A 22,938-nucleotide genomic window follows, 5' to 3' on the forward strand; every position below is an offset into this window, starting at 1 on the left:
AGACGACATGACTCACGGGAAATTCCTGAGCAGATCTTAATCAATGGACGAGGAGTGTTATGTAGCTGTTGCTGCTATGTCGCTTATTGTTACATTAATTTAACCTGGCGACGGCGGAAGGTTGCCGCGCGGCATGCCGCGCAACAATCTGGAAGGGTTACTTGCCGGCGACGAAGATGGTGCTCATGCTGCGCAGCCGCAGCTTCTTCATCGCGCTGTATTTCTGCGAAAAGATGGTTTTGGGGTGCGTGCCGCGCTTTTCCGCGATGTGCAGCAGGCTGTCGCCGCGCAGCAGGTTAAAAATAACGTCGCTTTCCGCCGGGCTGAGCTCGCGGGTTTTTTGCACTTTGATCCCGCCAGGCTCTTTGCTTTCCAGCAAATTCTGTATTTTTTCCTGCAGCGAATAAAGCGGGATACGGGTAGACACCAACTCAACGGAGATACCCAGTATCGACAGCAGTTTCACTACGCGCTCATCATCATAGAACACCAGAATGCGCGTCTTGGTGTTGTACTGCTGGTGCAGGGACACCAGGCTTTCAATCACGTTGACACTCTGCTCCAGATTTTGCGAAGTGAAGATCAGCGCGATATCGTGCTTGATGATTTTTTCCGCTTTGGCGCCGCCATGCATAAAGTCGGAAAAGAGCCGGATATCGTAAGGGCCGTAGTGTTTTTTCAGCAGCACTGAAAGGCCGACGTAGCTGTACTTACACTCACTAATCACCAGAACATTGTTTTTAGACATAATGGCAAACACCATACTGAGTTAAAAGTATTTGGCTGTGAGAAGTGAGTTCAAATCCATAATGCTGGATTCCTTCCACAGCTTTCCCTGCAGTGCGTAATATGGCATTTCGTCTAGCCATTTTTTATGTTCGGGAGTTTCAACTCCTTCGATGATTACCTTGTAATGATTAAGGTAAAAAAAACGCAGCAAAGCGCGCATCAAACCCGCTCCGCCGGACTTCTTCATAAAGTCCCACAGCAGAAAACGGTCGAGCTTAACGAAGCGGAACTGGCTGTTATACAAGGCGGAAAAACCGGCATAACCAGAACCAAAATCATCGAGCCAAAATGAATAACTATTCAATGAAGGATCGCCATGAACGCGATCCTTCACCAGCCGGGTTGAATTTTCGCTGATTTCAAAATGAATACAGCGCATGGCGTTAATTCTTTCGGCAAAACGGCTATTGGCCAATGATTGCAAAGAATAATCATCCACATTCAGGGTGGCGATCACCTGATTTTCATAAAACCAGTGTTTATATTTATCAATCAGATTTACCTGATCCAACAAAATCCCAATGCGGGTTTCGCTATCGGCATGGCGAAAAAACTGTTCAGGAGAGAAATGCGCGTATTCACTGTTAAACGTGAAGCGGGACAGGCATTCAACCGCCAGCAATTGCCCGTTTTTGGCAAACATCGGCTGAAAAACATAATTAATGCCGTTATTTTTCTCTCTGAAAGAACCGCTCATGTCCCAATCCTTGGGTTTATGTGTAACCCGTTGATTTTAAGTTAAAAAAAGAAACGCACTCCGTTGTTTATTGGTAAATTTCTTATTTTACTGCGTTCAACAGACTCGGCGCTTCCAGACAGGCAAGCGGCGCCGTTGTTGGCGGCATCAACGTGCTTCAAGTTGTTTCAAAATGTAAATATAAAGAACAATATCCTGCTTTTCGCCGCTTATGGCAAACTGATGAACTCTTAGGCTTTCTATAGCACAGATTATGCCCATTGGTTTGAATCGTCAATATCGATAGATGGGTATTGACCGATAGTTTTTTCCTATCAAGACGGCTGGTGTGAATGTTTTAAACTATTTACCACTAGGAATAATCTTGGATTATATTGCGCCCCGCAGTGGATTCATCGAAGCAACATTCCTTTTCAGCAAGGAGTGCTATCGCTGAATGTATGCTCAGTGTCGGCGTATATATAGGCGCTATATATATTAGCCCGTCACTGAATCGATTATTTTATTGTTCTATGGAGCTGGAAATGAAAAAAGTATTATTGCCTTTGGCCGCGCTGGTATTGTCCGTAACTGCTTCCAACGCAATGGCTGCAAATGGCACCGTTAAATTCACCGGTGAAATCAAACAGTCTACCTGCCAGGTGACTAGCGATACTCAAAATAAAGAAGTTTACCTGGGCACTTACCCAACTTCTACTTTCCAAAACGTCGGTGACAAATCAGCTTCTAAAGCTTTCCAGATCTCCCTGGAAAAATGTGATGCCGGCGATTACAGCCTGCGTTTCGACGGTAACACCGTTGCCGGCAACCCAGACCTGCTGTCCGTAAGCAACGTAGGTGGCACTGGCGCTGCGGCTACCGGCGTGGGCATCGAAATCACCGACAACAACGGCAAGCCTTTCGCTATCGGCGATGGCACCAACATCAATGACGACGTCGCGAAAGTGAGCGTTGCCGCAGACGGTAAAGCGACCTTCAACCTGCAGGCTCGTTACCGTTCATTCGCCGGCGTGACCGCGGGTCTGGCTAACGCCACCAGCCCGTTCACCATCGAATACAAGTAATTGATCTTTTAGGACACCAATGGCCAAGGATGGCCCGTAGAGGAATCCGATGAAAAAGTTCTTTGTTGCTCTGTTGATGCTCGGCACTTTTAGCAGCCACGCCGGGATCCAGGTAGATGCCACCCGCGTGATCTATAAAGGTACGGATAAATCCGCCTCGCTGCCGATTCATAACGACGCCGCCGAAGCCTATATGGTGCAAACCTGGCTGGATACCGGCGACAGAAATCAGGTGCCGAAGAATCTGCCTATCGTGGTGGTTCCACCCATTCTGAAGCTGGACGCCACTAAAACCGCCATTTTGCGTTTCATCTATTCCGGCAACGGTTTCCCGCAGGATAAGGAAACGCTGCTGTGGATCAACGTGCAGGAAATTCCGCCGGCGCCGAAGCAGGAAAACGTGCTGCAGGTTGCGGTACGCACCCGAATCAAACTTTTTTACCGACCGGTGGCGTTGAAAACGACGCTGGAAGAGCAAGTGCAAAAATTGCGCTGGCAGCGTGAAGGCTCACGTCTGCAGGTGATTAACGATGGCCCGCTGCACATTACCTTTGGGGCGCTGCATTTGAAAAACAGCGCGGGCAAGAGCGTGGATGTGGACGCCAACATGGTGAATCCGGGCGATCGCCTGTCGATCAACATCCCTGCGGGCGTTAGCGTTAATAACAAGATTTCTTTTAGTTATATCAATGATTTTGGCGGTAGAACGGAAGTCAAGGACGTTCCAGTACAATAAGAGAGACAGGGAATGGCAAATCAACGAAAAGTGGCATGCGCAACGACACGGCTGACGCAGCTGATCCGGATTGCAATCATTGCCGCCGGCGCGCCGATGCTTTGGAGCGAGGCGGCGCTGGCAGAATTTAACATGTCGTTTGTTCACGGCAATGAAAACCTGAGCAATGCCGAAGCCGTTGCCCAGGGTGATGCTTTGCAACCGGGCGTTTACCCTTTTGATATCTACGTCAACCTGAACCAGGTCGACCATAAGGATGTTACTTTTCGTCAGGTAAAAGGGCAGGTGGCGTCTCAACCCTGCCTGAAACTCGAAGACCTGCAGAACTACGGCATTAAGCTGCCGGAAAATTTGCCGGCAGGCAGCTGCGTGGATTTGGCGGCGCTGGTGGAAGGCGCTACCGTCAGCTACGACGCCGCAGTGCAGCAGATAGCTATCTCCGTGCCGCAAAATATGATGGATCTGAGCGCGGTAGGCGCAATTCCGGCCAGCATGTATGACAAGGGCATCAATGCGCTGTTCGCCAACTATACCTTTAACTACAACAAAAACAGCTATCGCAGCAACGACGCGGATGACAGCGAATACGCCTTCCTGGCGCTGAACAGCGGCCTCAACCTGGGCAGATGGCGCCTGCGCAATAACTCTACGCTGGATAAACAGAGCGGCAGCGGCAGCAACTGGACTAACGTTTCCTCTTGGGCTGAAACCGATATTGCGCCATGGCGCAGCCGTATGATCATTGGCCAGGCCAGCACCAACAATAACGTGTTCGGCGCCTTCCAATTCCGTGGGGTGCAACTCTCCAGCGTCGACGACATGCTGCCGGACAGCCTGCGCGGCTATGCGCCGGTGGTCCGCGGCGTGGCGGCGACCAACGCCCGCGTGGAGATCCGCCAGAACGGCTACGTTATTTACAGCACCAACGTCGCGCCGGGCCCTTTCGAGATCCATGACGTTTACCCGCATACCAACAACGGTGACCTGATCGTCACCGTCAATGAAGCTGACGGCTCACATAAGACCTTCAGCGTGGCTTACTCTTCCGTGGCGAACATGCTGCGCGAAGGCATTTGGAACTTCCAGCTGACGGCCGGTAAGTATCACAACGGCAGCGGCGGCTACCAGCCGAACCTGATCCAGGGCACGCTGGCGCGCGGCATGAACTATGGCCTGACGCCGTTCGGCGGGGTGGTGATGGCTGAGCACTATCGCTCGGCCGCCTTGGGGGTCGGTAAAAGTCTCGGCTCCTGGGGCGCGGTGTCGGTGGATGGGTCTGTTTCAGACACCGAACTGGCGAACGGCGATCGCAAGCAGGGCCAGAGTTTCCGTTTTCTGTACTCCAAGTCGCTTAACCAGATGGGCACCAACTTCCAGTTGGCGGGTTACCGCTATGCCACCTCCGGTTATTACGATCTCAGCGACGCCGTCGCAGAACGCAACCGCTGGCGCAACGGCGTTTACGCCAATGATTATTGGGATCCGAACGATCTGCAACCCGGCCAGCCTTCCTGGAGCAACAACCAGAAACGCACCCGTTATACCGAGCGCTACGGCAACAAGCGTGAGCGCGTCGAGCTGTCGCTCAGCCAGCAGCTGTGGGCGGGCGCCAGCCTGTACGCCAACCTCAGCCACCAGAACTACTGGGGAGTGTCCGGCAACGATCGCACCATTCAGCTGGGCTATAACGACGGCTTCAAGCGCATTTCATACGGCGTCTATGTGCAGGATACGCGCGGGCAATACGGTTATTCCGATCGCAGCGTCAACCTTACCGTGTCGATCCCGCTGGATTGGGGGCAGAACAACAACTCCACCACCGCCAACTTTAGCGCGGCGCACAGCAAGCAGAGCGGCGACAGCTACTCGACCGGCATCAGCGGCACCATGCTGGACGATCGCCGCATGAACTACTCGGTGTCTACCGGGCATACGCAGTCTTCGGGCCAGAGCAGCAACCTGAACCTCGGCTACAGCAGCAGCATCGGCAACATCGATGGCAGCTATGCGTACAGCAATAAATATCGTCAGGCCGGGCTTGGCCTGTCCGGCGGCCTGCTGGTTCACTCCGGCGGCGCGACGCTGACGCAGCCGCTGCAGAACACCATCTTGCTGGTGGAAGCCAAAGACGCCAAAGGCGTGCGGCTGGAGAATCAGCCGGGCGTGACGATCGACCGCTTTGGTTACGCGGTAGTGCCATCGGCCAACCCGTATCGCTACAACTACGTTGCGTTGCGCACCGAGGACTTCGGGCCAGGGCTGGACGTGCCAATCGCCAGCAAGCAGGTGGTGCCGACGGAAAAATCGGTGGTGAAGGTCACCTTCGATACCTTTAAAGGGGTCAGCCTGTTGATTCATGCGCGAATGGGCGACAACGATTACCCGGCCATCGGCGCCGGCGTCTTCAACGAAGACGGCCGCAACAGCGGCACCGTGGGGCTGAACGGCGATACCTATGTCTCCGGCGTTAAACCGGGTGAAAAATTGACGATTAAGTGGGGCCCGAACGCCAGCCAGCAGTGCGTACTGCCAATCCCGGCCAGTGTGGGTAACCAACAAACCGGTATGGGATATCAGGAACTGACTCTGCAATGCCAAAAACTCTAAGGTGCACCATGAAATTGAACACATTCGGACGTAATACGCTTCTGTCGGTTTTGGGCCTGGCGGCATTGGCGATGGCGCAGCAGGCGGCGGCGATGCAGTGCCGCTTCGGCAACTCGACGGGCTCCAAAAACCCGACCGGCAGCGTAACCCAGGATATCGACGTTGGGCGGCCAATCGTGCTGGCCGCCAGCGACTTTGTGGCGGGCAACCTGATCTGGCGTTCGCAGAACTTTACCTCTACCTTCACCTGCTGGGATACCGATAACTTCCCGCGGGGGGAACACGCTTATATCTACTGGAACCCGCAGAACTCCTTCGGCGCGTTGGATAAATCGCTGGCGATCGGCGTGTCGATCAATGGCATCGACTATGACGCGATCAACCTGAAGCAAAGCGGCAAGAATCCGACCGGCCCCGATCTCGGGCCGGGCACCAAACCGGGGAGCAACAAAAAGAAGGCCGATCCCCAGGCGGTTACCGCCAGCTATTCGGTGTATATCAAAGCGACCGGCGTGAAGCCGCCGGCCGGCAATTTTACGCCGCTGGGGCGCGCTTCACTGTTCCAGATTGACGGCGTGGGCGGCCTGAACGCCACCAAAGACAGCAACTTCAACGCCTATATCAAAGGCCTGGACAAGATCCGCGTGATCCAGTGCAACCCGCAGATCACCGTGCTGGCCAACAACGGCGCCAGCGTCGACTTCGGCGTGTTGAGCACCACCAGCGCCAAAACCGGCACCGTCGCCAAGCAGGTGCCGTTTGATATCAAAGCCAGCCTGAGCGGCGGCGAGTGCGCGGGGCAATCGCTGCAGGCCAGCTTCAGCAGCACCAACGCCGATCCGTCGGATAACACGCAGATCCTGCCCACCACCAAACCGGGCGTGGCGATCTTCCTGACCCAGCAGCGTGACACCAACAAGAAGCCAATCCCGCTGCAAACCAACGTCGACTTCGGCGGGATGCTGCAGGATAAGCAGAATGAAGTGAAGGAGACCTTCATCGCCAATTTGAAATGGTTGACCAACAGCCCGACGCCGGGGGTATTCAACGCCACGGCCAACGTTGACGTCACCTTCAAATAGCCTGGGTGGCGGCAATAAAAAAGGGTTCAGCTTAGTGAACTGCACCCCAAATGTTGGACAGGTCATCTGACATTTGGAGGTGCAGTTTTTATGAAATATTCACTCCCGTTCAAACTCGACGTAGTCCGGTACTATCTTACCGGACACGGCAGCCAAAGGCAGACCGCGAGAAAATTCTCTGTCGCCCATGTCCAGCTACGTCGCTGGATTGCGGCCTATCAACATCATGGTGAGCCAGGGCTGCAACCCGGACGGCAACGACATTACACACCCGAATTTAAGCTCTCTGTCGTCGAGTTTGCCCTCTCCAATCCTTTTTCTTTAGCGGACGTTGCCGCACAATTTGATATCCCCTCATACACGACGCTGGAACACTGGGTTAAGCTCTATCAGGAGAATGGGGCCGAAGCCCTCAACCGGAACCAGCGTGGTCGCCGAATGTATCAGCATCCCAAAACACCCCATGCGGATAAGTCGCCAGATGAGTTGACCCCCGAAGAGATGCGGGAGGAAATCGAGTTTTTACGCGCTCAGAATGACTACATAAAAAAGCTGAGAGCCTTGATGCAGGAAAACGATGCCCGGGCACGGCGGAAAGGGCAAAAATAGTCACGGCATTAAGGCAAGAGCACCGTTTAGACAGGCTGTTGCATGCCGGTGGGCTGGCGCGCAGCACGTACTATTATTGCTGTAAAGTCGGTCGAGTGCCGGATAAATACCGTGAGGCTAAACAACGAATAGCCGAAGTCTTTAACGTCCATAAAGGCCGTTACGGCTATCGTCGCATAACCTGCGTAATGCGAAAGGAAGGGTACGGTTTAAATCATAAAACCGTGCAAAAACTGATGACAGCGCTGCAGCTGAAGTCACCGGTTCGCCGTAAAAAGTACCGCTCATACAAGGGGAATACAGGCAAGTTGGCACCCAATCTCCTGCAGCGTAATTTTACCGCTCAATGCCCCAATCAAAAGTGGGTAACGGATGTAACGGAGTTCCGGGTTGGTGAGGATAAGCTGTATTTATCACCGGTGCTCGACTTGTACAACGGTGAAATCATCGCTTATGAAGTGGCTCGCCGGGCAGAGTTTAGGCTGGTTAAAAGGATGTTGGACAAGGCGGTAAGCAGGATGAAGCCGGGTGAGCAGTTGCTGTTGCACAGTGACCAGGGTTGGCACTATCAGATGGCGGCTTATCAGCATGCGTTGCGGGTTAACGGGATAAAGCAGAGCATGTCTCGCAAGGGAAATTGCCTGGACAATGCCGTGATGGAGAACTTCTTCGGACATCTGAAAGCGGAGCTGTATTACTTGCAGCGTTTTGAGAGTGTGGAACACCTGGCGCAAGAGATAGACATTTACATTGATTACTACAACTCTCATCGTATCAGGCAGAAACTGAAAGGCCTGAGTCCGGTGGAGTACCGAACTCAGGCCTCGAAGGCTGCGTGAATTTACACCGTCCAACTTCTGGGGTGCAGTTCATAGCGGCTGAACCCTTTTTTTATCCCGCTGGCCCGCCTAACGCAGGCCCATCCAGCTGGTGCAAACGCCCTCTGCGGGGTTGCCCGCATACCACCGCTGCCAGCCGGACGACGGCTGAGGGTGCGGCGCTATCGGCTGCGGGCGGATTTCCGCCACGTCCCAACGGGTGGTGCGGCGATACACCGCCGGCGTTTTACCGAACTGCTTCTTGAAGGCGCGCGAAAACGACGGCTGCGAATCAAAATGGTATTGCAGCGCGATATCGAGGATCGGGCGAGGGGTGGCGCGCAGCGCCTGCGCGGCTTGCGTCAGGCGGCGCTCGCGAATATAGCTGCCCAACGCATGGCCGGTGGTGCTGCGGAACATGCGCTGTAAATGCCACTTGGAGTAGCCTGACTTGGCCGCCACGTTGTCGAGCAACAGCGGTTGGTCCAGATGATTTTCAATCCAGTCCAGTAAATCGTGAATGATATTGACGCGATCCATTATTTAAATTCTCCCGCAGAAACGACATTCAGTCACAGAGACTCAGAGTAATTAACCAAGAATATGCTTTGATAATAGGCGGTGAGATAAGGTTGCGCAAGTGTTAACCAGGGGAAAAAAGGGCACTAAAAATGCTCTGGTTAGGGTAGGGGTATAAAAAAAGGCCGCACGAAGCGGCCTTTTCAGCAGGAAATGAACGGAAAATCAGTTGGTTTCCGGCTTCACTTCGATGTAGTTCAGACCCAGCACGCTGCTGGTGTAGCCGCGGATCTTGTTGGTCATTTCAATGTCGCCGTTCAGCTTGTGGCCGTAGGACGGGATGATCTCTTTCAGCTTGCTCTGCCATTCCGGCGTCGCCACTTTATCTTTGAACACTTTTTCCATCAGGTGCAGCATGATCGGCGCGGCGGTTGATGCGCCCGGCGAGGCGCCCAGCAGGGCGGCGATGCTGCCGTCTTCAGAGCTGACGACTTCGGTGCCGAACTGCAGCACGCCGCCTTTGTCAGCGTCTTTCTTGATGATTTGCACGCGCTGGCCGGCGGTCCACAGCTTCCAGTCTTCTTTTTTGGCCTGCGGGAAATACTCTTGCAGCGCGGCGAAGCGATCGTCGTCGTTCATCATCAGCTGGCCCACCAGGTATTTCACCAGATCGAAGTTATCCAGGCCAACGTGGGTCATCGGCATCAGGTTCGAGGTGCTCAGGGAGTGCAACAGATCGAACAGCGAGCCGTTCTTCAGGAACTTGCTGGAGAAGGTGGCGAAAGGTCCGAACAGCAGCACGCGCTTGCCGTCCAGCATGCGGGTATCCAGGTGCGGCACCGACATTGGCGGCGAGCCTACGCTGGCCAGGCCATAGACTTTGGCCAGGTGCTGGTTGGCCACTTCCGGATTGGTGGTGACCAGGAACTGGCCGCCGACCGGGAAGCCGCCGTAGCCGTCCGCTTCCGGAATGCCGGATTTTTGCAGCAGCGTCAGGGAAGCGCCGCCCGCGCCGATGAACACGAACTTGGCGTTAACGGTGGTTTCTTTGCCGTCGCGGTTCAGATCGGCAACGGTTACGCTCCAGGTGTTGTCGGCGTTACGCTTGATGTCGCGCACTTCGTGGCCCAGGCTCAGCTTGAACTTGTCGCTCTGGCTCAGCGCGCCGACCAGCTGGTGAGTGATCACGCCAAAGTTGACGTCGGTGCCCAGCGGCATGCGGGTGGCGGCGATTTTCTGCGCCGGATCGCGGCCGTTCATCACCAGCGGCGCCCACTGCTTGATCTGGTTGGCGTCTTCGGAGTATTCCATGCCGCGGAACAGGGTGCTGTGCTGCAGCGCCGCATAGCGTTTGCGCAGGAAGTTGACGTTGTCGTCACCCCAAACAAAGCTCATGTGCGGCACGCTGTTGATAAAGGATTTTGGATCTTTCAGGACGTCATTTTTCACCTGATAAGACCAGAACTGACGGGAGATTTCGAAAGACTCGTTAACCACCACCGCCTTGCTGATGTCGATGCTGCCATCGGCTTTTTCCGGGGTGTAGTTCATTTCGCTGAAGGCGGAGTGGCCGGTGCCGGCGTTGTTCCAGCCGTTGGAACTCTCTTCCGCCACGCCATTCATGCGCTCAAACATGTCGATGGTCCAGGTCGGTTCCAGCTCATGCAGGTAGGTACCCAGGGTCGCGCTCATGATGCCGCCGCCGATCAAGACCACGTCAACGGTTTTATTCTCTTCCGCCGCAGCCTGTTGCGAAACGCCAAACAGGTTCAGACAGAAGATCATAACGAGTAATTTTCTCATTTAATCAAATCTCTTGTGTGTAAATTCTAGTCATTTGCAGGTGAAAGAATTTATCGGGAGTTACCCTGGTAAAGTAATAAGTAGAGCCGAGTGCACGGCGGCAGCCGAGATGCGTGATAATGCCTTTTTGTTAATAGGGTTTTTAACGAAAAGTGAACTATTACAGCCTGCCTGGGTACAAATTGTTCGGCTCAGGTTACTGACGGGGTATTATTGTTTGCAATAATGTTAAAAACTACTTTTGTAACTAAAAAAATCAAATAAAGCGGGAGATATTAAAAATTATTGTGGGAGAAATACGCGTACTGATTATCTGGAGGATATAACCGGGATATTACTGAGGTTTAATTGGCCGGGAATTCAGCATTATTTCGCTATCACACAATAATTGCGGATAAATTGCAACGTCGGCCGGTAACAAAAAGAAAATAACCTCCTCCCGGGCGGGGAGGAGGTGAGGTTTACGGGGTTATTTGATGCCCATCGCGTCACGCATGGTGAAGAACAGATCGGTCTGGTCGGTCAGCCCCACCACGTTGGCGGCGTGCGGGCCGTAGGCCGCGACCCGCAGTTGGGTGCCGGTGTGCCCCTGGGAGCCTTCTTCCGAGTTGCCGTAGCTGATGGTCATCGGCGCGCCGTCTTTGGTGGTCAGCGTTTGCGTCAGGCCCGGTGCCTTGGCGTCTGCGGCGATTATCTGGCTGGAGTGGGCGTGATCGGCGGTGACAATCACCAGGGTGTTGCCGTCGGCGCGGGCGAAGGCCAGCGCTTTTTGCACCGCTTCGTCCAGATCGACGGTTTCGCCGAACTGGCCGCAGGGGTTGGCTTCATGGTCCTGTTTATCGATCGACGCGCCTTCCACCTGTAGGAAGAAACCGTTCGGGTTGGTTTTCAGCAGATCGATGGCTTTTTCGGTCATGGCCGCCAGCGTCGGGGTGGCGGCGGTGCGCGCCGGGTTGTTCTCGCAGGTGACCGCCGGCTTATCGATATTGCCGTGGTAAGAGGCTTTCGGCCCCTGCCAGCGCACCGGCATATTGCCGTCGGCAAACAGCCCCAGCAGCGGTTTCTGCTGGTTGGCCAGCGTCACGGCCTGCAGGCCGTCGGCATCGCTGACCCACTGGTAGCCCTGCGCGGTAGCCTGCTCTTTCAGCGTTTTACCCTGCCATTCACCGCTTTTCGCCTGCTGATTGAAGGATTTGGCTCCGCCGCCCAGCGTCACGTCGGCGCGGGTTTTCAGCAGCTGTTCGGTGATCGAACCGCGGCCGCCGTTTTCCAGCGCGTTGGCGGCGCATTTCTCGCTGGTTTCCAGCGGGCCATAGCATTTGCGTGAGGTCACGTGCGACACCTGCGCCGCCGGCGTGGCGTCCTGCAGTTCGGCGGTGGAGACGTTGCCGGTGGCCTTGCCTGCGGCCTTGGCAATTTCCAGCAGCGTAGGGTGATCTTTACCGTTCACATCCACCCCGAGCGCGCCGTTATAGGTTTTTACTCCGGTAGACCAGGCGGTGGCGGAAGCGGCGGAATCGGTGACGTAATCCGGTTTGTGGCTTTTCTTGTCCAGCGAGTAGTGGGTGTATTGGCCGGTCAGCGGCAGCGCGTCGATGCCTTTGAAATAGCCGCCGGCGCCTTCGGCATAGTTGCGCGCCGAGGTGATCTCGGAGTCGCCCATGCCGTCGCCGATCAGTAAAATCACGTTCTTCACCGTTTTATCCGACAGCGAAGCCTTCAGCGCGGCGGTTTGATCGCCGGAGAGGCGGCGCGCGCCGCCCGGTTCGACGATATTGCCGCGCGCCGCGCGATCGGTCAGCCCGGCGCTATCGGTCTGGGCGTCATCGGCGATGGCGGAGGAGCACAGCAGAGCGGATAACACCGCGCCGGCAATCAGGGAAACAGCAGGTTGCATCGGGGAAACTCCTTGTCGTAATACAAATAACATCAAATTGTTACGCAAGGAGACTAGAGCAGGGTGATGACAGTTTTATGACGGTGAGAAAAGGGATAGCCCGGTGGCTATCCCGTTGATTATCAGGCCTCGCGCGCCGGGATATTCACGCCGCGCTGCACGGCGGGGCGCGCCAGGCCGCGTTCCAGCCATTGGCCAACGCGCGGGAAACTGTCGAACTCCACCACTTCGCGCGCTTCATAGAAACCGATCAGATTGCGCACCCAACCAAGCAGCGAGATGTCGGCGATGGTGTATTCCTCGCCCATGATCCAGTCGCGCCCTTCGAGGCGGCTTTCCAGCACGCCCAGCAAACGTTTGGACTCATTCTTGTAGCGCTCCAGCGGCCGTTTGTCTTCATATTCGCGCCCGGCGAACCGGTGGAAGAAGCCGAGCTGGCCAAACATCGGGCCGACCGCCGCCATCTGGAAGAACACCCACTGGATGGTTTCATAGCGCCGGGCGGGATCCTGCGGCAGGAATTTGCCGCTCTTTTCCGCCAGATACAGCAGAATGGCGCCGGATTCGAACAGCGCCAGCGGCTTGCCGCCCGGGCCGTCGGGATCGAGGATCGCCGGGATTTTGCCGTTCGGGTTCAGCGACAGGAACTCGGGCGTCCAGGTTTCGTTTTTGCCGATATCGACCAGGTGCGGCTCATAGGGCAGGCCGATCTCTTCCAGCATGATGGAAACCTTCACGCCGTTCGGCGTCGGCAGAGAGTACAGCTGCAGCCGCTCCGGATGCTGAGCGGGCCACAGTTTGGTGATTGGGTATTGGGTTTGATCGAGCATAAGGAGTCCTCGGGTTGGCGGTTTGCCTATTGAGTATTGCACCAAAGTTAACGCGTTGCGGGGTTAAACAGTGAGGTCAAAATGTGCTTTCAGCGCATTTTTGCCGGCGGCGGTGAGCTGCAGCTCGCGGCTATCGAGCCGGCGTCTTATCCAGCCGCGCTCGATAAAAGCGTTAAGCATCGCTGCGCCCAGTGCGCCGCCGAGGTGAGCCCTGCGTTCGCTCCAGTCCAGGCAGCCGCAGGCAAAGCGCCGGCGAGACGGCGCCGGGGAACAATCGACGCCCAGCTGCGCCAGCGCGGCGGCTCCGGCGGGGCTTAAGCGGTAGTCTTCATCGCCCGCCAGCCAACCAAGCGCATGCAGGCGGTCGTGCAGCTTCACCGCCACCTCGCCGGCCATATGGTCGTAGCAGGTGCGGGCATATTGCAGCGCGGTCGGCGTACTGCTTTTAACCCTTGGGCGCTCGACGCCGGCCAGCGCCATCAGCCCTTCCAGCGCGGTGGCCACCGGCTGCCCGGCCAGGCGGAAATAGCGATAACGCCCCTGTTTGACGCAGGCGATCAACCTCTGTTCCTGCAAGCGCGCCAGGTGCGCGCTGGCGGTGGAGGCGGCAACCTCCACTGCGGCGCTGAGTTCGGTGGCGGTATAGGCGCGGCCGTCCATCAGCAGGCACAGCATGCGCGCCCGGGTGCGGTCGGCGATAGCGGCGCTCAGCGCCGCCAGGCGATCTTCAATATCGATGTCATTCATACTTCGAGATTAGACGAAGTATCACCGCGCAGCCAGCGTTAGCATGGGCCATATTTCATGACCGGAGCACCACATGATTGCCGTAATTTTCGAACTGCAGGCCGCCGACGGGCAGCGTGACACCTACCTTGAACTGGCGGCGGCGCTGAAACCGCTGCTGGCGGAGATCGACGGATTTATTTCGATCGAGCGTTTCCAAAGCCTGGCCGATCCGCAACGCCTGTTGTCGTTGTCATTCTGGCGTGACGAGGCGGCGGTGCAGCAGTGGCGCAACCTGGAGCAACACCGGGCCGCGCAGGCGCAGGGGCGCGGCGAAGTGCTGGCGCAGTACCGGCTGCGGGTGGCCGAGGTGGTGCGGGACTATGGCCTGGATCGACGGGCGGAGGCGCCGCAGGACAGCCGCGGTTATCACGCCGGCGATTGACAGCGCCGCGGTGCCGGGCACGATGAATGCGCCCGAAAACCGGCGCCGCAACGGCGCCGGCATGCTAATCAGAAGGGTTTGGTCGGCAGATATTTGCCGTCCAGGGTGATCACCGCGCGTTCGCCGCCGTCCGGATCCGCCACCTTCTTGATGTCCAGTTTGAAGTTGATGGCGCTGATGATGCCGTCGCCAAACTGTTCGTGCACCAGTGCTTTCAGCGTGGAGCCGTAGATCTGCACCATTTCGTAAAAGCGGTAAATGGTCGGATCGGTCGGCACCCCGCCGGGGATGCTGCCGCGCAGCGGAATGGTTTGCAGCAGGCGCACCGCGTCTTCGTCCAGATCCAGCTTCGCCGCTACGGCGCGGGCGGCCTGCTCCGGCAGCGGATGCTGGCCCAGCAGGGCGGCGGTGACGAACGCCAGGCTCAGCCCGGTGCCCTGATTGATCGCCTCGAAGGTCAGGTTTTTGCGGATCTTGGCGGCCATGATGGCGTCGGTTAGCGCCTCGCGCGGGGAGGCGTTGTGCAGTGACTGGGTCATAGATAGCTCCTTGATAGCATTAAAAACGGGCGGCGGCGGGGGTCGCCGTCACCTCGGGATGAGCGGCCAGCGGCACGAAGCGGCGGGTTGCGCCGTCCAGCGCCTCGATGCCGCCGCTGGCGATGTCGTATATCCAGCCGTGCAGCGTCAGCCGGCCCTGATCAAGCGCCAGCGCCACGCTCGGGTGGGTTTTAAGATTGGTCAGTTGGGCAATGACGTTGTCGCGCACCATCGCATTGACCCGTTCGCCGTCAGAGGCATGTTGATAGGCCTGGTTGACCGCCCTGGCGGAATCGGCGTAGCGCAGCCAGCCGGCGACCGTCGGCATATGGTCCAGGCACTGGCAGGTGGCGATGGCGGTCATGGCGCCGCAGTCGGAGTGGCCGCAAATCACAATGTCCTCGACGCCCAGCGCTGCGACGGCGTATTCCACCGACGCCGATACGCCGCCGGGCTCGGGGCCAAAGGAGGGCACGATGTTGCCGGCGTTGCGGATCACGAACAGGTCGCCCGGTTCGCGCTGGGTGATCAGTTCCGGCACCAGCCGGCTGTCGGAACATGAGATAAACAGGGTGCGCGGGTTTTGGCGGGTAGCCAGCTTTTGGAACAGCGCGCTGCGCTCAACAAAGGCCTCGCGCTGAAACTTCAGAAATCCCTCTATCACCTCTTTCATACTTATCCCCTTTAGGATGGCCGTTAAGCGATGACGGCATGATGAACGCCTATAGCTATAGGATCCAAGACGCATTTATAATGAATCCTATAGGCATTGCTAATAGCTGAGGTTTTATGCTGCTGCGCCACATTCGCTACTTCCTGGCCGTTGCCGAACAGGGCAACTTCACCCGCGCCGCCGAGGCGCTGCATGTTTCACAGCCGACGCTGTCACAGCAGATCAAACAGCTGGAGGAAACGCTGGGTTCAGCGCTGTTCGACCGTTCCGGCAGAACGGTGCAATTGACCGACGCCGGCGCGGCCTGGATGCGCTACGCCCGGCTGGCGCTGCAGGATTTGGATGCCGGCGCGCGGGCGATCCATGACGTGGCGACGCTGGAACGCGGTAGCCTGAGGTTGGCGATGACCCCGACCTTCACCGCGTATCTGACAGGCCCGGTGGCGGATGCGTTTTACCGGCGTTATCCGGGGATCTCGCTGAGCATTTATGAAATGACGCAGGATCGGATTGAGGCGATGCTGGCGCAGGATCGGCTGGATCTGGGCATTGCTTTCGATGCGGCGCAATCGGCGGATATCGAGGCGCAGGCGCTGTTCAGTGAAACGCTGAACCTGATGGTTGGCGTAACGCATCCGCTGGCGCGGCAGCAGACGCCGTTGACGCTGCAAGAGTTCGGGCGCCTGCCGCTGGCGCTGCTGAGTGAGGATTTCGCCACCCGCCAGTTTATCGATCGCTATTGCGCGCGGCAGGGCATTCGGCCGCAGGTGGCGGTGGAAGCCAATGCGTTGGGCGCTATTGTGGAGATCGTGCGCCGTGGCCAACTGGCCACTCTGCTGCCGGCGGCCATTGCGCGGGAAAATCCGCAGCTGCGGGCGGTGGCGCTGGCCTGCAGCATGCCGGAACGCACGGCGGTGCTGCTGCAGCGCAAAGGTGGCTACCGCAGCGCCGCAGCGCAGGCGTTCATGGCCGTGTTGCAGCAGCCGTCGCCTTAGTCCTGGTGGCGCTCTCTGAACAGGCAGGTGGCGATCAGGCTGAGGGTCAGCATGCCGGTGACGTACCAGGCCGGCGCCATCGGGTTGCCGCTCACGTCCAGCAGCCAGGTGACGATAAGCTGTGCGGAACCGCCAAACAGCGTCACGCCGAAGGCGTAAATCATCGAGGTACCGGTAGCGCGCACGTGGCGCGGCAGGGCGGAAACGATCAGCATGGTGCTCGCCAGCATATTGATCCCCAAGGTGCCTATCAGCAGGATGCGGAAAACGATAGCCAACCACAGGGACTGCGTGGCGCTCAGGAACCAAAAGGTAGGGTAAATCAGTATCAGGGCCGCGAAGATAGAGAACAGCAGCGGCCTTTTATAGTTCTGCACCCGATCGACGTAGCGGCCGGCGTAATACGCGGCGGCTATCTGCACCACGGAAGCAATGCAGCTGAACAGATAGGCGGTGGGGCCGGCGATATGATAGGTCTGCATCATATAGGTCGGCATATAGAGCAGCACAATATAAACCATCACCGTGCCGGACATGATAATCAACACGCCCAGCAGCAGGTCTTTAAAGTGATTGCGCAGCACATCCAACACCGGATTTGACGGCGATCGCGCCTGGCCCGGCGCTTCCCCGCCATAGGTTTCTTCCAGATGCCGGCGAATATAAACACCGACGGGAATAATCAGCAGGCCGATGATGAAAGGCACGCGCCAACCCCAGGAATAGAGCGCCTCTTCCGACAGAAAATAGGTTAACAGCAGCCCGAAAGAGGCGCCGAGCAACGCGCTGATCCCCTGGCTGATCGATTGCCAGCTGACGAAGAACCCACGCTGATTGGCGCCTGCGGATTCCAGCAGCAGCGTGGTTGCCGAACCGACTTCGCCGCCGGCGGCAAAGCCTTGAATTAACCGCCCGACCACGATCAGTATTGGCGCGAAGACGCCGATCTGCGCATGGGTGGGGGAGAAGGCGATCAGCGCGGTGCCGACCCCCATCAAAATGATGGTCATCAGCATCGCCGCCTTGCGCCCGACCTTATCGGCGTAGGCACCCAATACCATGCTGCCCAGCGGGCGCATGATAAAACCGACGCCGAATACCGCTACTGACATCAACAAAGAGCCGTAGGCGGTGTCGCTGGGGAAATACAGCTCACCGATGATGGCGGCAAAGAAGCTGTAGACGGTGAAGTCGAAGATCTCCAACCCGTTGCCCAGGCTGGCGCCTAAAATCACCTTGTAATTCACCGCTTTTTTTTCGACCGCCTGGTTTTCGGATAACGCGTTTTCAACAGTGCTCATCATTATCTCTCGGGATAGGTGGAAGGTGGGTTATTCGTTATTTTCCGGTCACGCCTGATGCCGCCGTTAATGCTGCTTTAAAAACATCACAAAATTGCAACCCTTTATTTACATATACTTGTATGTACAAGCATATGCAATACGCATTTATTTGATGTGCAGCGGGGGAGGATTGTTGAGAATTTATAATTCTATCAGTGCGTTGTGTTTTTTTTGTTTGCAGGGACGAAAAGGGAAGAAGGCAAAATTAGTGAGTTAAGGCGCATAAAAGCAAAAATTAATTACGCATTTTAGGAGATGAATCACAACCTGGTGGTTAAAGGCGATGCTGGATGCAGTGAGTACGTTTTACAGAATAAAGTTAATTTATCTGGCCAGACATCCGGTCGAAAATTTTGCCAACAGCGCCCATTGTTGGTTTGAAGTAAACAGACAGCTCCCCCGGTGCGCTTTCCCATGCACTCACTGCCGTTATAGCTATGGCACAACGTTCAACGTTATGAAACACCCCGCTGCTCAGCTTTAATTATCCTGCGAACAACGGATTTTAACCGCCGAAGGAAAGGCAAAAACGGTTCGTCACCTGGATTATGTCAACGACAAGAGGATTATTTATGCAGGAACAAAATGAGATTCAAACCATGGCAGATCCTTCGGATTTGGATATTTTAGCCGCGAGCGATGGCTATACCAAGATCGGCGGTTTTTATCAGCAGGAAGGGAACGGCGATATTGGCAAAACCAGCAGCATCGATGATGTCGCCGGCAAACGCGGCCATTACGACGTATACCCGACCACCGAGGTTCCGTTGTCCGGCGCTGCCTTAATCTTTGGCGGCGATAATTATCGCGGCGTTGCGGTCGTCAACAATAACGGCGCGATGGTGACCCGGTTGGTTTATAAAGGCGTGCCTGCAACCGACACCATTCACCATCCCTATGTTATCCCCTCCGGCCGCGTCGATGAAACCGGCGCAGAATTGCGGGTGATGAAGGTACCGTACAAAAACGGCTTCGGCACCAATAATGAATTCGAGATGGAGTTTGGCCTGAGAAACAACGGGCAGCCGCGCGTGATTGTCCGGCCGCCAAAAGTTTCCTCCGCTTTAGGGGATGATTCACTGGCCATCGAGCTGGCGGATGAAAAGAAATTCATCAGCAATAAGTCCTTTGCGGTGGTCAGGGTTCCGTCGGAAACCGTTGCCAATACGCTGGATCCTAAAGTTTCTTATATTGTCCGCGCCGGCAGAACGGCATCGGGCACGGTGCATTTAAAATTCAACCTTAACAATGCGGAAGAGCTGGTAACGGCGATCACCGCCGGGCAATATTTTGCCTATATCTCATTCAAAAAAATCGGCGCCCCCGGGTATGGCCTGTATCCGTTAGTCGGCAATGCGCAGAAATACGCCGACGGCGTTTGGCTCCATATTGCGCCCGAGTCTTTCACGCTGGAACCCGATGGCACCGCTATTGACAGCGCCAACACGCCGGGGACGGATAACAACTTCCCAGCCTGCGGTTATGAGGATATTAAAATCATCCTGTCGACCGAAAAGATGGCCGCCGGCGTTAACCTTTCTGACCGGTATAACGGCTTCCATTCTGACGTGGTCTTCCCGTACGCCTTGGTTAAAGCGATAAAGGACAACGTTCGTTTCCCGCTGCCCTATATCAATAAAACTATTGTCTCTGCCGTTGACTTCGCGGCCAATAAAACCACCAGCGAAACCCTGGCGGTGGTAAATACCGGATATGTTTGGGATCTGAAGTATAACCAGACGATCGCCGGCCAGAACAACGATGCAAAGAACAAAACCATGACTGACATCCTGGGGCAGTATGCACCATATGACTATGTCTTCATGCTGTTTTATCTGCCAAACAATGCGGGGTATTCACTGTGATTACAGAATATTTTATCGATCTCGACGCCAAGGTAAACGGCACCGGCAGCGAGCAGTCGCCTTTCAATAGCGCAGAGGTATTGAATACGCTCAAATACCCTTATAGCGCTAAAATAAAACGCGGCGGGCGCCAGACGGTTAAAATTAAATTACCCACGATGAGCGGCCAGAATGAACAGACCACCATCACCGCCTATGGCGAGGGGCCTAATCCGGTGTTGATCGCGTCGAACGCCATGGCGCCGGTGCTTGACAGCACTCTGGTAAAAAACCTGCTGATCTCCGGCATCGATTTCGTTTGCCCGTTTATTAACTATGTCTCCGAAAATTTAGTTTACCTGCGCGCCAACAGCGAAGGGGTCAACCATAAAGCGAACGTGATAGTCGAAAAATCCACGATCCGTTATATGCATCCGGTTCAGATTAAAACCAAGGCGGTGTATATCGATGCTATCGGCGGCTCAGGCATCAAGTATCGCAACGATACCCTGAAGGTGCGCGACGTAAACATCTACGGCGGGCACTGGGGCGTGCAGATCCACTGCGGTTCCGCCTACGATCTGACCGGCGGTAAAACGGAGGCGTACAAAGGGCGGGATATTCTGATCGATAACGTCGCCGTGATTGATGCGGTGGGCGATGGCTGCCAGGTAAGCTTTGCCAACGGGCAGGGCAAGCCGGTGATCGCTAACTGCTACTACCGTTCGGAACTCTATACCTACCCCAACCAACTTTGGACGGCGTCGTTTTGGCTGGGTGGTTGCGATGACGCCGGCATTGAATATTGCGAGTCTGCGGGCTCTATGCTGCACCTGCGTGACAAAATGGGGTTCGACATTGACGGCCGGTGCTCCGGCTGTTGGGTACGCTACTGCTACTCGCATAACAACGGCGGCGGTTTCGGCATGTTCACCGACACATGCACTGACGTGTTCAACAATCTGGCCGAAATGGAATCTGTTCTTATCGATCAAAAAGCAGGCAACGCCAATAATACGATGGAATATTGCCTGTCCTACAACGACGGCGTTTCGCGCGGAGGTTATGCGGGCAACTGGCTCAAGTTTACGGTGGTAAGAAATGTCGTCAGCTCCAGGGTGAGTAACTGCACCTTCATCGATACGCTGTCGAAAGATCCGGCTCATATGATTCAATGGGGGCAGACGCAGCCGTATATTTTCACCAAATATCCCGGCGTTCATATGCAGAACAATATCTTCTATTTTAAACATGCGGCGGTGCCGGTGAACGATATCGGCTGGGGAAACGGCGTTGGCTATATGAAATGGAGCAACAATATTTTGTATTCGCCAGAGGATAACGGCGCCAGCATGATCGATGCGCGTTGCAGCTATGAAAATACCCTGCATGCGGATCCGTTGGTCAGCTTTATGGGGAATAACCCGCCCAACGGTTTTGAGGCGGCGAAGCTGATCGGGTTGCTGTCCCGCTCCGTAGCCCATAACGCCGGTGCGCCAAACAGCCTGCCGGATATTCTCGGCATCAGCGGCAATAACATCGGCTGGCTGCAGTCGTAAACCCAGCGTTGGCGTTTGGTTGATTTTACCTTGGCGGAGGGGAAGAAATATCGAGAGTTCTTCCCCTGCATTGATGTCAGCCCGCCGCAGCAACCGGGGTTGCTGCGGCGCTCAATGCCTGGGTTGCGCTCAAAATATCGCCAAAACTTCCCGCGATCTCTTATCCCCGTTGTGGCATGATTTGACGGTTTTTTGTAAATTGAAGTACGTTGTTATAAATTATCTAAATGGTTTCCTGTGATTTATTTTTCACGTGACTAATAACTACAACTGGATACAGAGGTAAGGAGTGCTTTTTGACTCGGTGATTTTTCATTTTTAAATGGTTGCTGTCATTTATGTTGCGGCATGATAATTGTAAAGCCTATATAAAATAACGTTTTTTTTGAATTTTTTAGATTGTAAAAAAACATGCAATTAATGTGGCTATAAGTTTTTATTTGCAATGTTTTTATTTTTATGGTTAGGTTTTTCATAAGGTAAATGACTTCTTTAAAGCAGGTGGGCTTTATGAAAAGGATTTTTATAGTTTCTATTTTGTTTTTTACTGCGTTATATTTTCCCTATGGCCACGCAAATGAAAATCACTATGAAAGTATTGAAAGTGACTTATCCCAGGTTAGTTATTTTTCCTTAGGAATGAATGGTTTTGTTGGCAGAATTAGCGAAGGGGAAGTTGCTGTAATAGATATTCTTAAAAGCAAGAGCGCAACTGATATTTTTTTGAGAATAGCCAATAATCCCAAGGCAACGCCAGAAAGTAAACTTTATGCGGCTTGTGGATTAAAGCAACTAGGTAAGCTAAATAAAAATGACGTAAAATCCATCTTTGCAAAAGAGTGGAATGATGATGTTTCGATATTGAAAGCAGACGTTTTAAGAAAAGAAAAGTTTAAATATTTATATTTTGGTATTTTAAATCATGGGTGCATGTGAGTCAATTTACTGAATTACTCTATTGAAAAACATGAAAGGGATATATTCATGAAAGAGCTCATGCTTGACGAGTTACCTCCAATTTCTGGAGGGATGCATCTTGATGGCCACAGAGAATCAACAAATGTAATTGACCAGCGCGGGAGGGACATGGGGACGTACATTGATGCTAATGGAAAATGTTGGTCTCCTGGCACATCTTCAATTGATATGTACCCTAACGGGGGTGGTACATCTTGGGGAAGTGGTCCATGGCAACCTTCAAGTGGTAATAGCTTCTCTCTGGAAGATATCCTGAGTATTGGCTGGAGCAGATTCCAAAGAGACGTTTGGGGCTAATATTGCAGGAGGGCGACAGAAGCCAACTGCCTCAGCTAAGGCAGTTGGCTTTACTGGTATCCCTCCGTCAACGGGCAGGCTTGCATTG

The 22,938-nt window shown here is 54.9% G+C and carries 20 protein-coding genes; 10 read left to right on the forward strand and 10 right to left on the reverse strand.

From position 1 onward, the window contains the following. Positions 1-157: 157 nt before the first annotated feature. Together KHA73_RS07775 and KHA73_RS07780 are read right to left on the reverse strand one after the other, a co-directional pair. Positions 158-748 (reverse strand): LuxR family transcriptional regulator, encoded by a 591-nt coding sequence (locus KHA73_RS07775; protein WP_234590102.1) that lies wholly within the window; start codon positions 746-748, stop codon positions 158-160. Between the two features lie 21 nt (positions 749-769). After that, positions 770-1,486 carry an EAL domain-containing protein gene (locus KHA73_RS07780; protein WP_234590103.1) on the reverse strand — a complete coding sequence of 239 codons (717 nt, stop codon included), beginning with the start codon at positions 1,484-1,486 and terminating at the stop codon, positions 770-772. A gap of 524 nt (positions 1,487-2,010) precedes the next feature. Here KHA73_RS07780 and KHA73_RS07785 point away from each other — a divergent pair. The 5 genes from KHA73_RS07785 to KHA73_RS07805 all read left to right on the forward strand — a co-directional run bounded on the left by KHA73_RS07785 (position 2,011) and on the right by KHA73_RS07805 (position 8,423). Continuing rightward, complete coding sequence (locus tag KHA73_RS07785; protein WP_234590104.1) at positions 2,011-2,550, forward strand: fimbrial protein; 540 nt, start codon at positions 2,011-2,013, stop codon at positions 2,548-2,550. 49 nt (positions 2,551-2,599) lie between these two features. After that, positions 2,600-3,286: a fimbrial biogenesis chaperone gene (locus tag KHA73_RS07790; protein WP_234590105.1), complete on the forward strand. Its 687-nt coding sequence runs from the start codon at positions 2,600-2,602 to the stop codon at positions 3,284-3,286. 12 nt (positions 3,287-3,298) lie between these two features. Further along, positions 3,299-5,893 (forward strand): fimbria/pilus outer membrane usher protein, encoded by a 2,595-nt coding sequence (locus tag KHA73_RS07795; RefSeq protein WP_234590106.1) that lies wholly within the window; start codon positions 3,299-3,301, stop codon positions 5,891-5,893. A gap of 8 nt (positions 5,894-5,901) precedes the next feature. Next, positions 5,902-6,975 (forward strand): fimbrial protein, encoded by a 1,074-nt coding sequence (locus KHA73_RS07800; RefSeq protein WP_234590107.1) that lies wholly within the window; start codon positions 5,902-5,904, stop codon positions 6,973-6,975. A 90-nt stretch (positions 6,976-7,065) separates the two neighbouring features. Beyond that, positions 7,066-8,423 (forward strand): IS3 family transposase gene (locus tag KHA73_RS07805; RefSeq protein ID WP_234585830.1). Its coding sequence is split into 2 segments (ribosomal slippage): positions 7,066-7,543 and positions 7,543-8,423, totalling 1,359 coding nucleotides; the frame shifts between segments, so codons are not numbered across the junction. Between the two features lie 69 nt (positions 8,424-8,492). On the opposite strand, the gene KHA73_RS07810 is transcribed toward KHA73_RS07805, so the two are convergent. From KHA73_RS07810 to KHA73_RS07830, 5 genes are all read right to left on the reverse strand, one after another. Beyond that, a complete protein-coding gene (locus tag KHA73_RS07810; protein ID WP_234590108.1) occupies positions 8,493-8,942 on the reverse strand; it encodes a helix-turn-helix domain-containing protein in 450 nt (149 codons plus the stop codon). Positions 8,943-9,146: 204 nt separating this feature from the next. Continuing rightward, a complete protein-coding gene (locus KHA73_RS07815) occupies positions 9,147-10,724 on the reverse strand; it encodes a malate:quinone oxidoreductase (RefSeq protein WP_234590109.1) in 1,578 nt (525 codons plus the stop codon). 469 nt (positions 10,725-11,193) lie between these two features. Further along, a complete protein-coding gene (gene phoA, locus KHA73_RS07820) occupies positions 11,194-12,621 on the reverse strand; it encodes an alkaline phosphatase (RefSeq protein ID WP_234590110.1) in 1,428 nt (475 codons plus the stop codon). A 122-nt stretch (positions 12,622-12,743) separates the two neighbouring features. After that, positions 12,744-13,451: a glutathione S-transferase N-terminal domain-containing protein gene (locus tag KHA73_RS07825; protein ID WP_234590112.1), complete on the reverse strand. Its 708-nt coding sequence runs from the start codon at positions 13,449-13,451 to the stop codon at positions 12,744-12,746. A 63-nt stretch (positions 13,452-13,514) separates the two neighbouring features. Continuing rightward, positions 13,515-14,198, reverse strand: coding sequence for an ArsR/SmtB family transcription factor (locus KHA73_RS07830; protein ID WP_234590113.1), 684 nt, complete (start codon positions 14,196-14,198; stop codon positions 13,515-13,517). 73 nt (positions 14,199-14,271) lie between these two features. Here KHA73_RS07830 and KHA73_RS07835 point away from each other — a divergent pair, with 73 nt between their 5' ends. Beyond that, the gene (locus KHA73_RS07835) at positions 14,272-14,622 is read left to right on the forward strand and encodes an antibiotic biosynthesis monooxygenase family protein (protein ID WP_234590115.1); all 351 of its coding nucleotides are present in this window, start codon (positions 14,272-14,274) and stop codon (positions 14,620-14,622) included. A 68-nt stretch (positions 14,623-14,690) separates the two neighbouring features. Here the strand turns inward: KHA73_RS07835 and cynS are convergent, their stop codons facing one another. Together cynS and KHA73_RS07845 are read right to left on the reverse strand one after the other, a co-directional pair. Then, positions 14,691-15,161, reverse strand: a complete 471-nt coding sequence (cynS, locus tag KHA73_RS07840; RefSeq protein WP_234590116.1) for a cyanase — start codon at positions 15,159-15,161, stop codon at positions 14,691-14,693. A gap of 19 nt (positions 15,162-15,180) precedes the next feature. Continuing rightward, positions 15,181-15,834, reverse strand: a complete 654-nt coding sequence (locus KHA73_RS07845) for a carbonic anhydrase (protein ID WP_234590117.1) — start codon at positions 15,832-15,834, stop codon at positions 15,181-15,183. A gap of 116 nt (positions 15,835-15,950) precedes the next feature. Here KHA73_RS07845 and cynR point away from each other — a divergent pair, with 116 nt between their 5' ends. Next, positions 15,951-16,829, forward strand: coding sequence for a transcriptional regulator CynR (gene cynR / locus KHA73_RS07850; RefSeq protein WP_234590118.1), 879 nt, complete (start codon positions 15,951-15,953; stop codon positions 16,827-16,829). Here cynR and KHA73_RS07855 read toward each other — a convergent pair. Beyond that, complete coding sequence (locus KHA73_RS07855) at positions 16,826-18,130, reverse strand: MFS transporter (RefSeq protein ID WP_234590119.1); 1,305 nt, start codon at positions 18,128-18,130, stop codon at positions 16,826-16,828. The genes cynR and KHA73_RS07855 overlap by 4 nt on opposite strands. Before the next feature lie 614 nt (positions 18,131-18,744). On the opposite strand from KHA73_RS07855, the gene KHA73_RS07860 reads away from it, so the two are divergent. The 3 genes from KHA73_RS07860 to mchS3 all read left to right on the forward strand — a co-directional run bounded on the left by KHA73_RS07860 (position 18,745) and on the right by mchS3 (position 22,511). Continuing rightward, a complete protein-coding gene (locus tag KHA73_RS07860; RefSeq protein ID WP_234590120.1) occupies positions 18,745-20,037 on the forward strand; it encodes a hypothetical protein in 1,293 nt (430 codons plus the stop codon). Continuing rightward, entirely contained in the window at positions 20,034-21,575 is a 1,542-nt protein-coding gene (locus tag KHA73_RS07865; RefSeq protein WP_234590121.1) for a hypothetical protein, read from the forward strand. Before KHA73_RS07860 ends, KHA73_RS07865 begins: the two co-directional genes overlap by 4 nt. 510 nt (positions 21,576-22,085) lie before the next feature. Beyond that, a complete protein-coding gene (mchS3, locus tag KHA73_RS07870; RefSeq protein WP_234590122.1) occupies positions 22,086-22,511 on the forward strand; it encodes an MchS3 family protein in 426 nt (141 codons plus the stop codon). The last annotated feature ends 427 nt before the right edge of the window (positions 22,512-22,938 follow it).

The sequence above is a fragment of the Serratia entomophila genome, assembly GCF_021462285.1.
Classification (GTDB): Bacteria; Pseudomonadota; Gammaproteobacteria; order Enterobacterales; family Enterobacteriaceae; genus Serratia; species Serratia entomophila.

Excerpts from the sequence above, each read along its gene's own strand:
- KHA73_RS07775 (WP_234590102.1), bottom strand. The coding sequence starts at position 748 with ATGTCTAAAAACAATGTTCTGGTGATTAGTGAGTGTAAGTACAGCTAC.
- cynR (WP_234590118.1), top strand. The coding sequence starts at position 15,951 with ATGCTGCTGCGCCACATTCGCTACTTCCTGGCCGTTGCCGAACAGGGC.
- KHA73_RS07830 (WP_234590113.1), bottom strand. The coding sequence starts at position 14,198 with ATGAATGACATCGATATTGAAGATCGCCTGGCGGCGCTGAGCGCCGCT.
- KHA73_RS07845 (WP_234590117.1), bottom strand. The coding sequence starts at position 15,834 with ATGAAAGAGGTGATAGAGGGATTTCTGAAGTTTCAGCGCGAGGCCTTT.
- KHA73_RS07800 (WP_234590107.1), top strand. The coding sequence starts at position 5,902 with ATGAAATTGAACACATTCGGACGTAATACGCTTCTGTCGGTTTTGGGC.
- KHA73_RS07825 (WP_234590112.1), bottom strand. The coding sequence starts at position 13,451 with ATGCTCGATCAAACCCAATACCCAATCACCAAACTGTGGCCCGCTCAG.
- mchS3 (WP_234590122.1), top strand. The coding sequence starts at position 22,086 with ATGAAAAGGATTTTTATAGTTTCTATTTTGTTTTTTACTGCGTTATAT.
- phoA (WP_234590110.1), bottom strand. The coding sequence starts at position 12,621 with ATGCAACCTGCTGTTTCCCTGATTGCCGGCGCGGTGTTATCCGCTCTG.
- KHA73_RS07795 (WP_234590106.1), top strand. The coding sequence starts at position 3,299 with ATGGCAAATCAACGAAAAGTGGCATGCGCAACGACACGGCTGACGCAG.
- KHA73_RS07835 (WP_234590115.1), top strand. The coding sequence starts at position 14,272 with ATGATTGCCGTAATTTTCGAACTGCAGGCCGCCGACGGGCAGCGTGAC.
- KHA73_RS07780 (WP_234590103.1), bottom strand. The coding sequence starts at position 1,486 with ATGAGCGGTTCTTTCAGAGAGAAAAATAACGGCATTAATTATGTTTTT.
- KHA73_RS07785 (WP_234590104.1), top strand. The coding sequence starts at position 2,011 with ATGAAAAAAGTATTATTGCCTTTGGCCGCGCTGGTATTGTCCGTAACT.
- KHA73_RS07790 (WP_234590105.1), top strand. The coding sequence starts at position 2,600 with ATGAAAAAGTTCTTTGTTGCTCTGTTGATGCTCGGCACTTTTAGCAGC.
- KHA73_RS07815 (WP_234590109.1), bottom strand. The coding sequence starts at position 10,724 with ATGAGAAAATTACTCGTTATGATCTTCTGTCTGAACCTGTTTGGCGTT.
- KHA73_RS07810 (WP_234590108.1), bottom strand. The coding sequence starts at position 8,942 with ATGGATCGCGTCAATATCATTCACGATTTACTGGACTGGATTGAAAAT.
- KHA73_RS07860 (WP_234590120.1), top strand. The coding sequence starts at position 18,745 with ATGCAGGAACAAAATGAGATTCAAACCATGGCAGATCCTTCGGATTTG.
- KHA73_RS07855 (WP_234590119.1), bottom strand. The coding sequence starts at position 18,130 with ATGAGCACTGTTGAAAACGCGTTATCCGAAAACCAGGCGGTCGAAAAA.
- cynS (WP_234590116.1), bottom strand. The coding sequence starts at position 15,161 with ATGACCCAGTCACTGCACAACGCCTCCCCGCGCGAGGCGCTAACCGAC.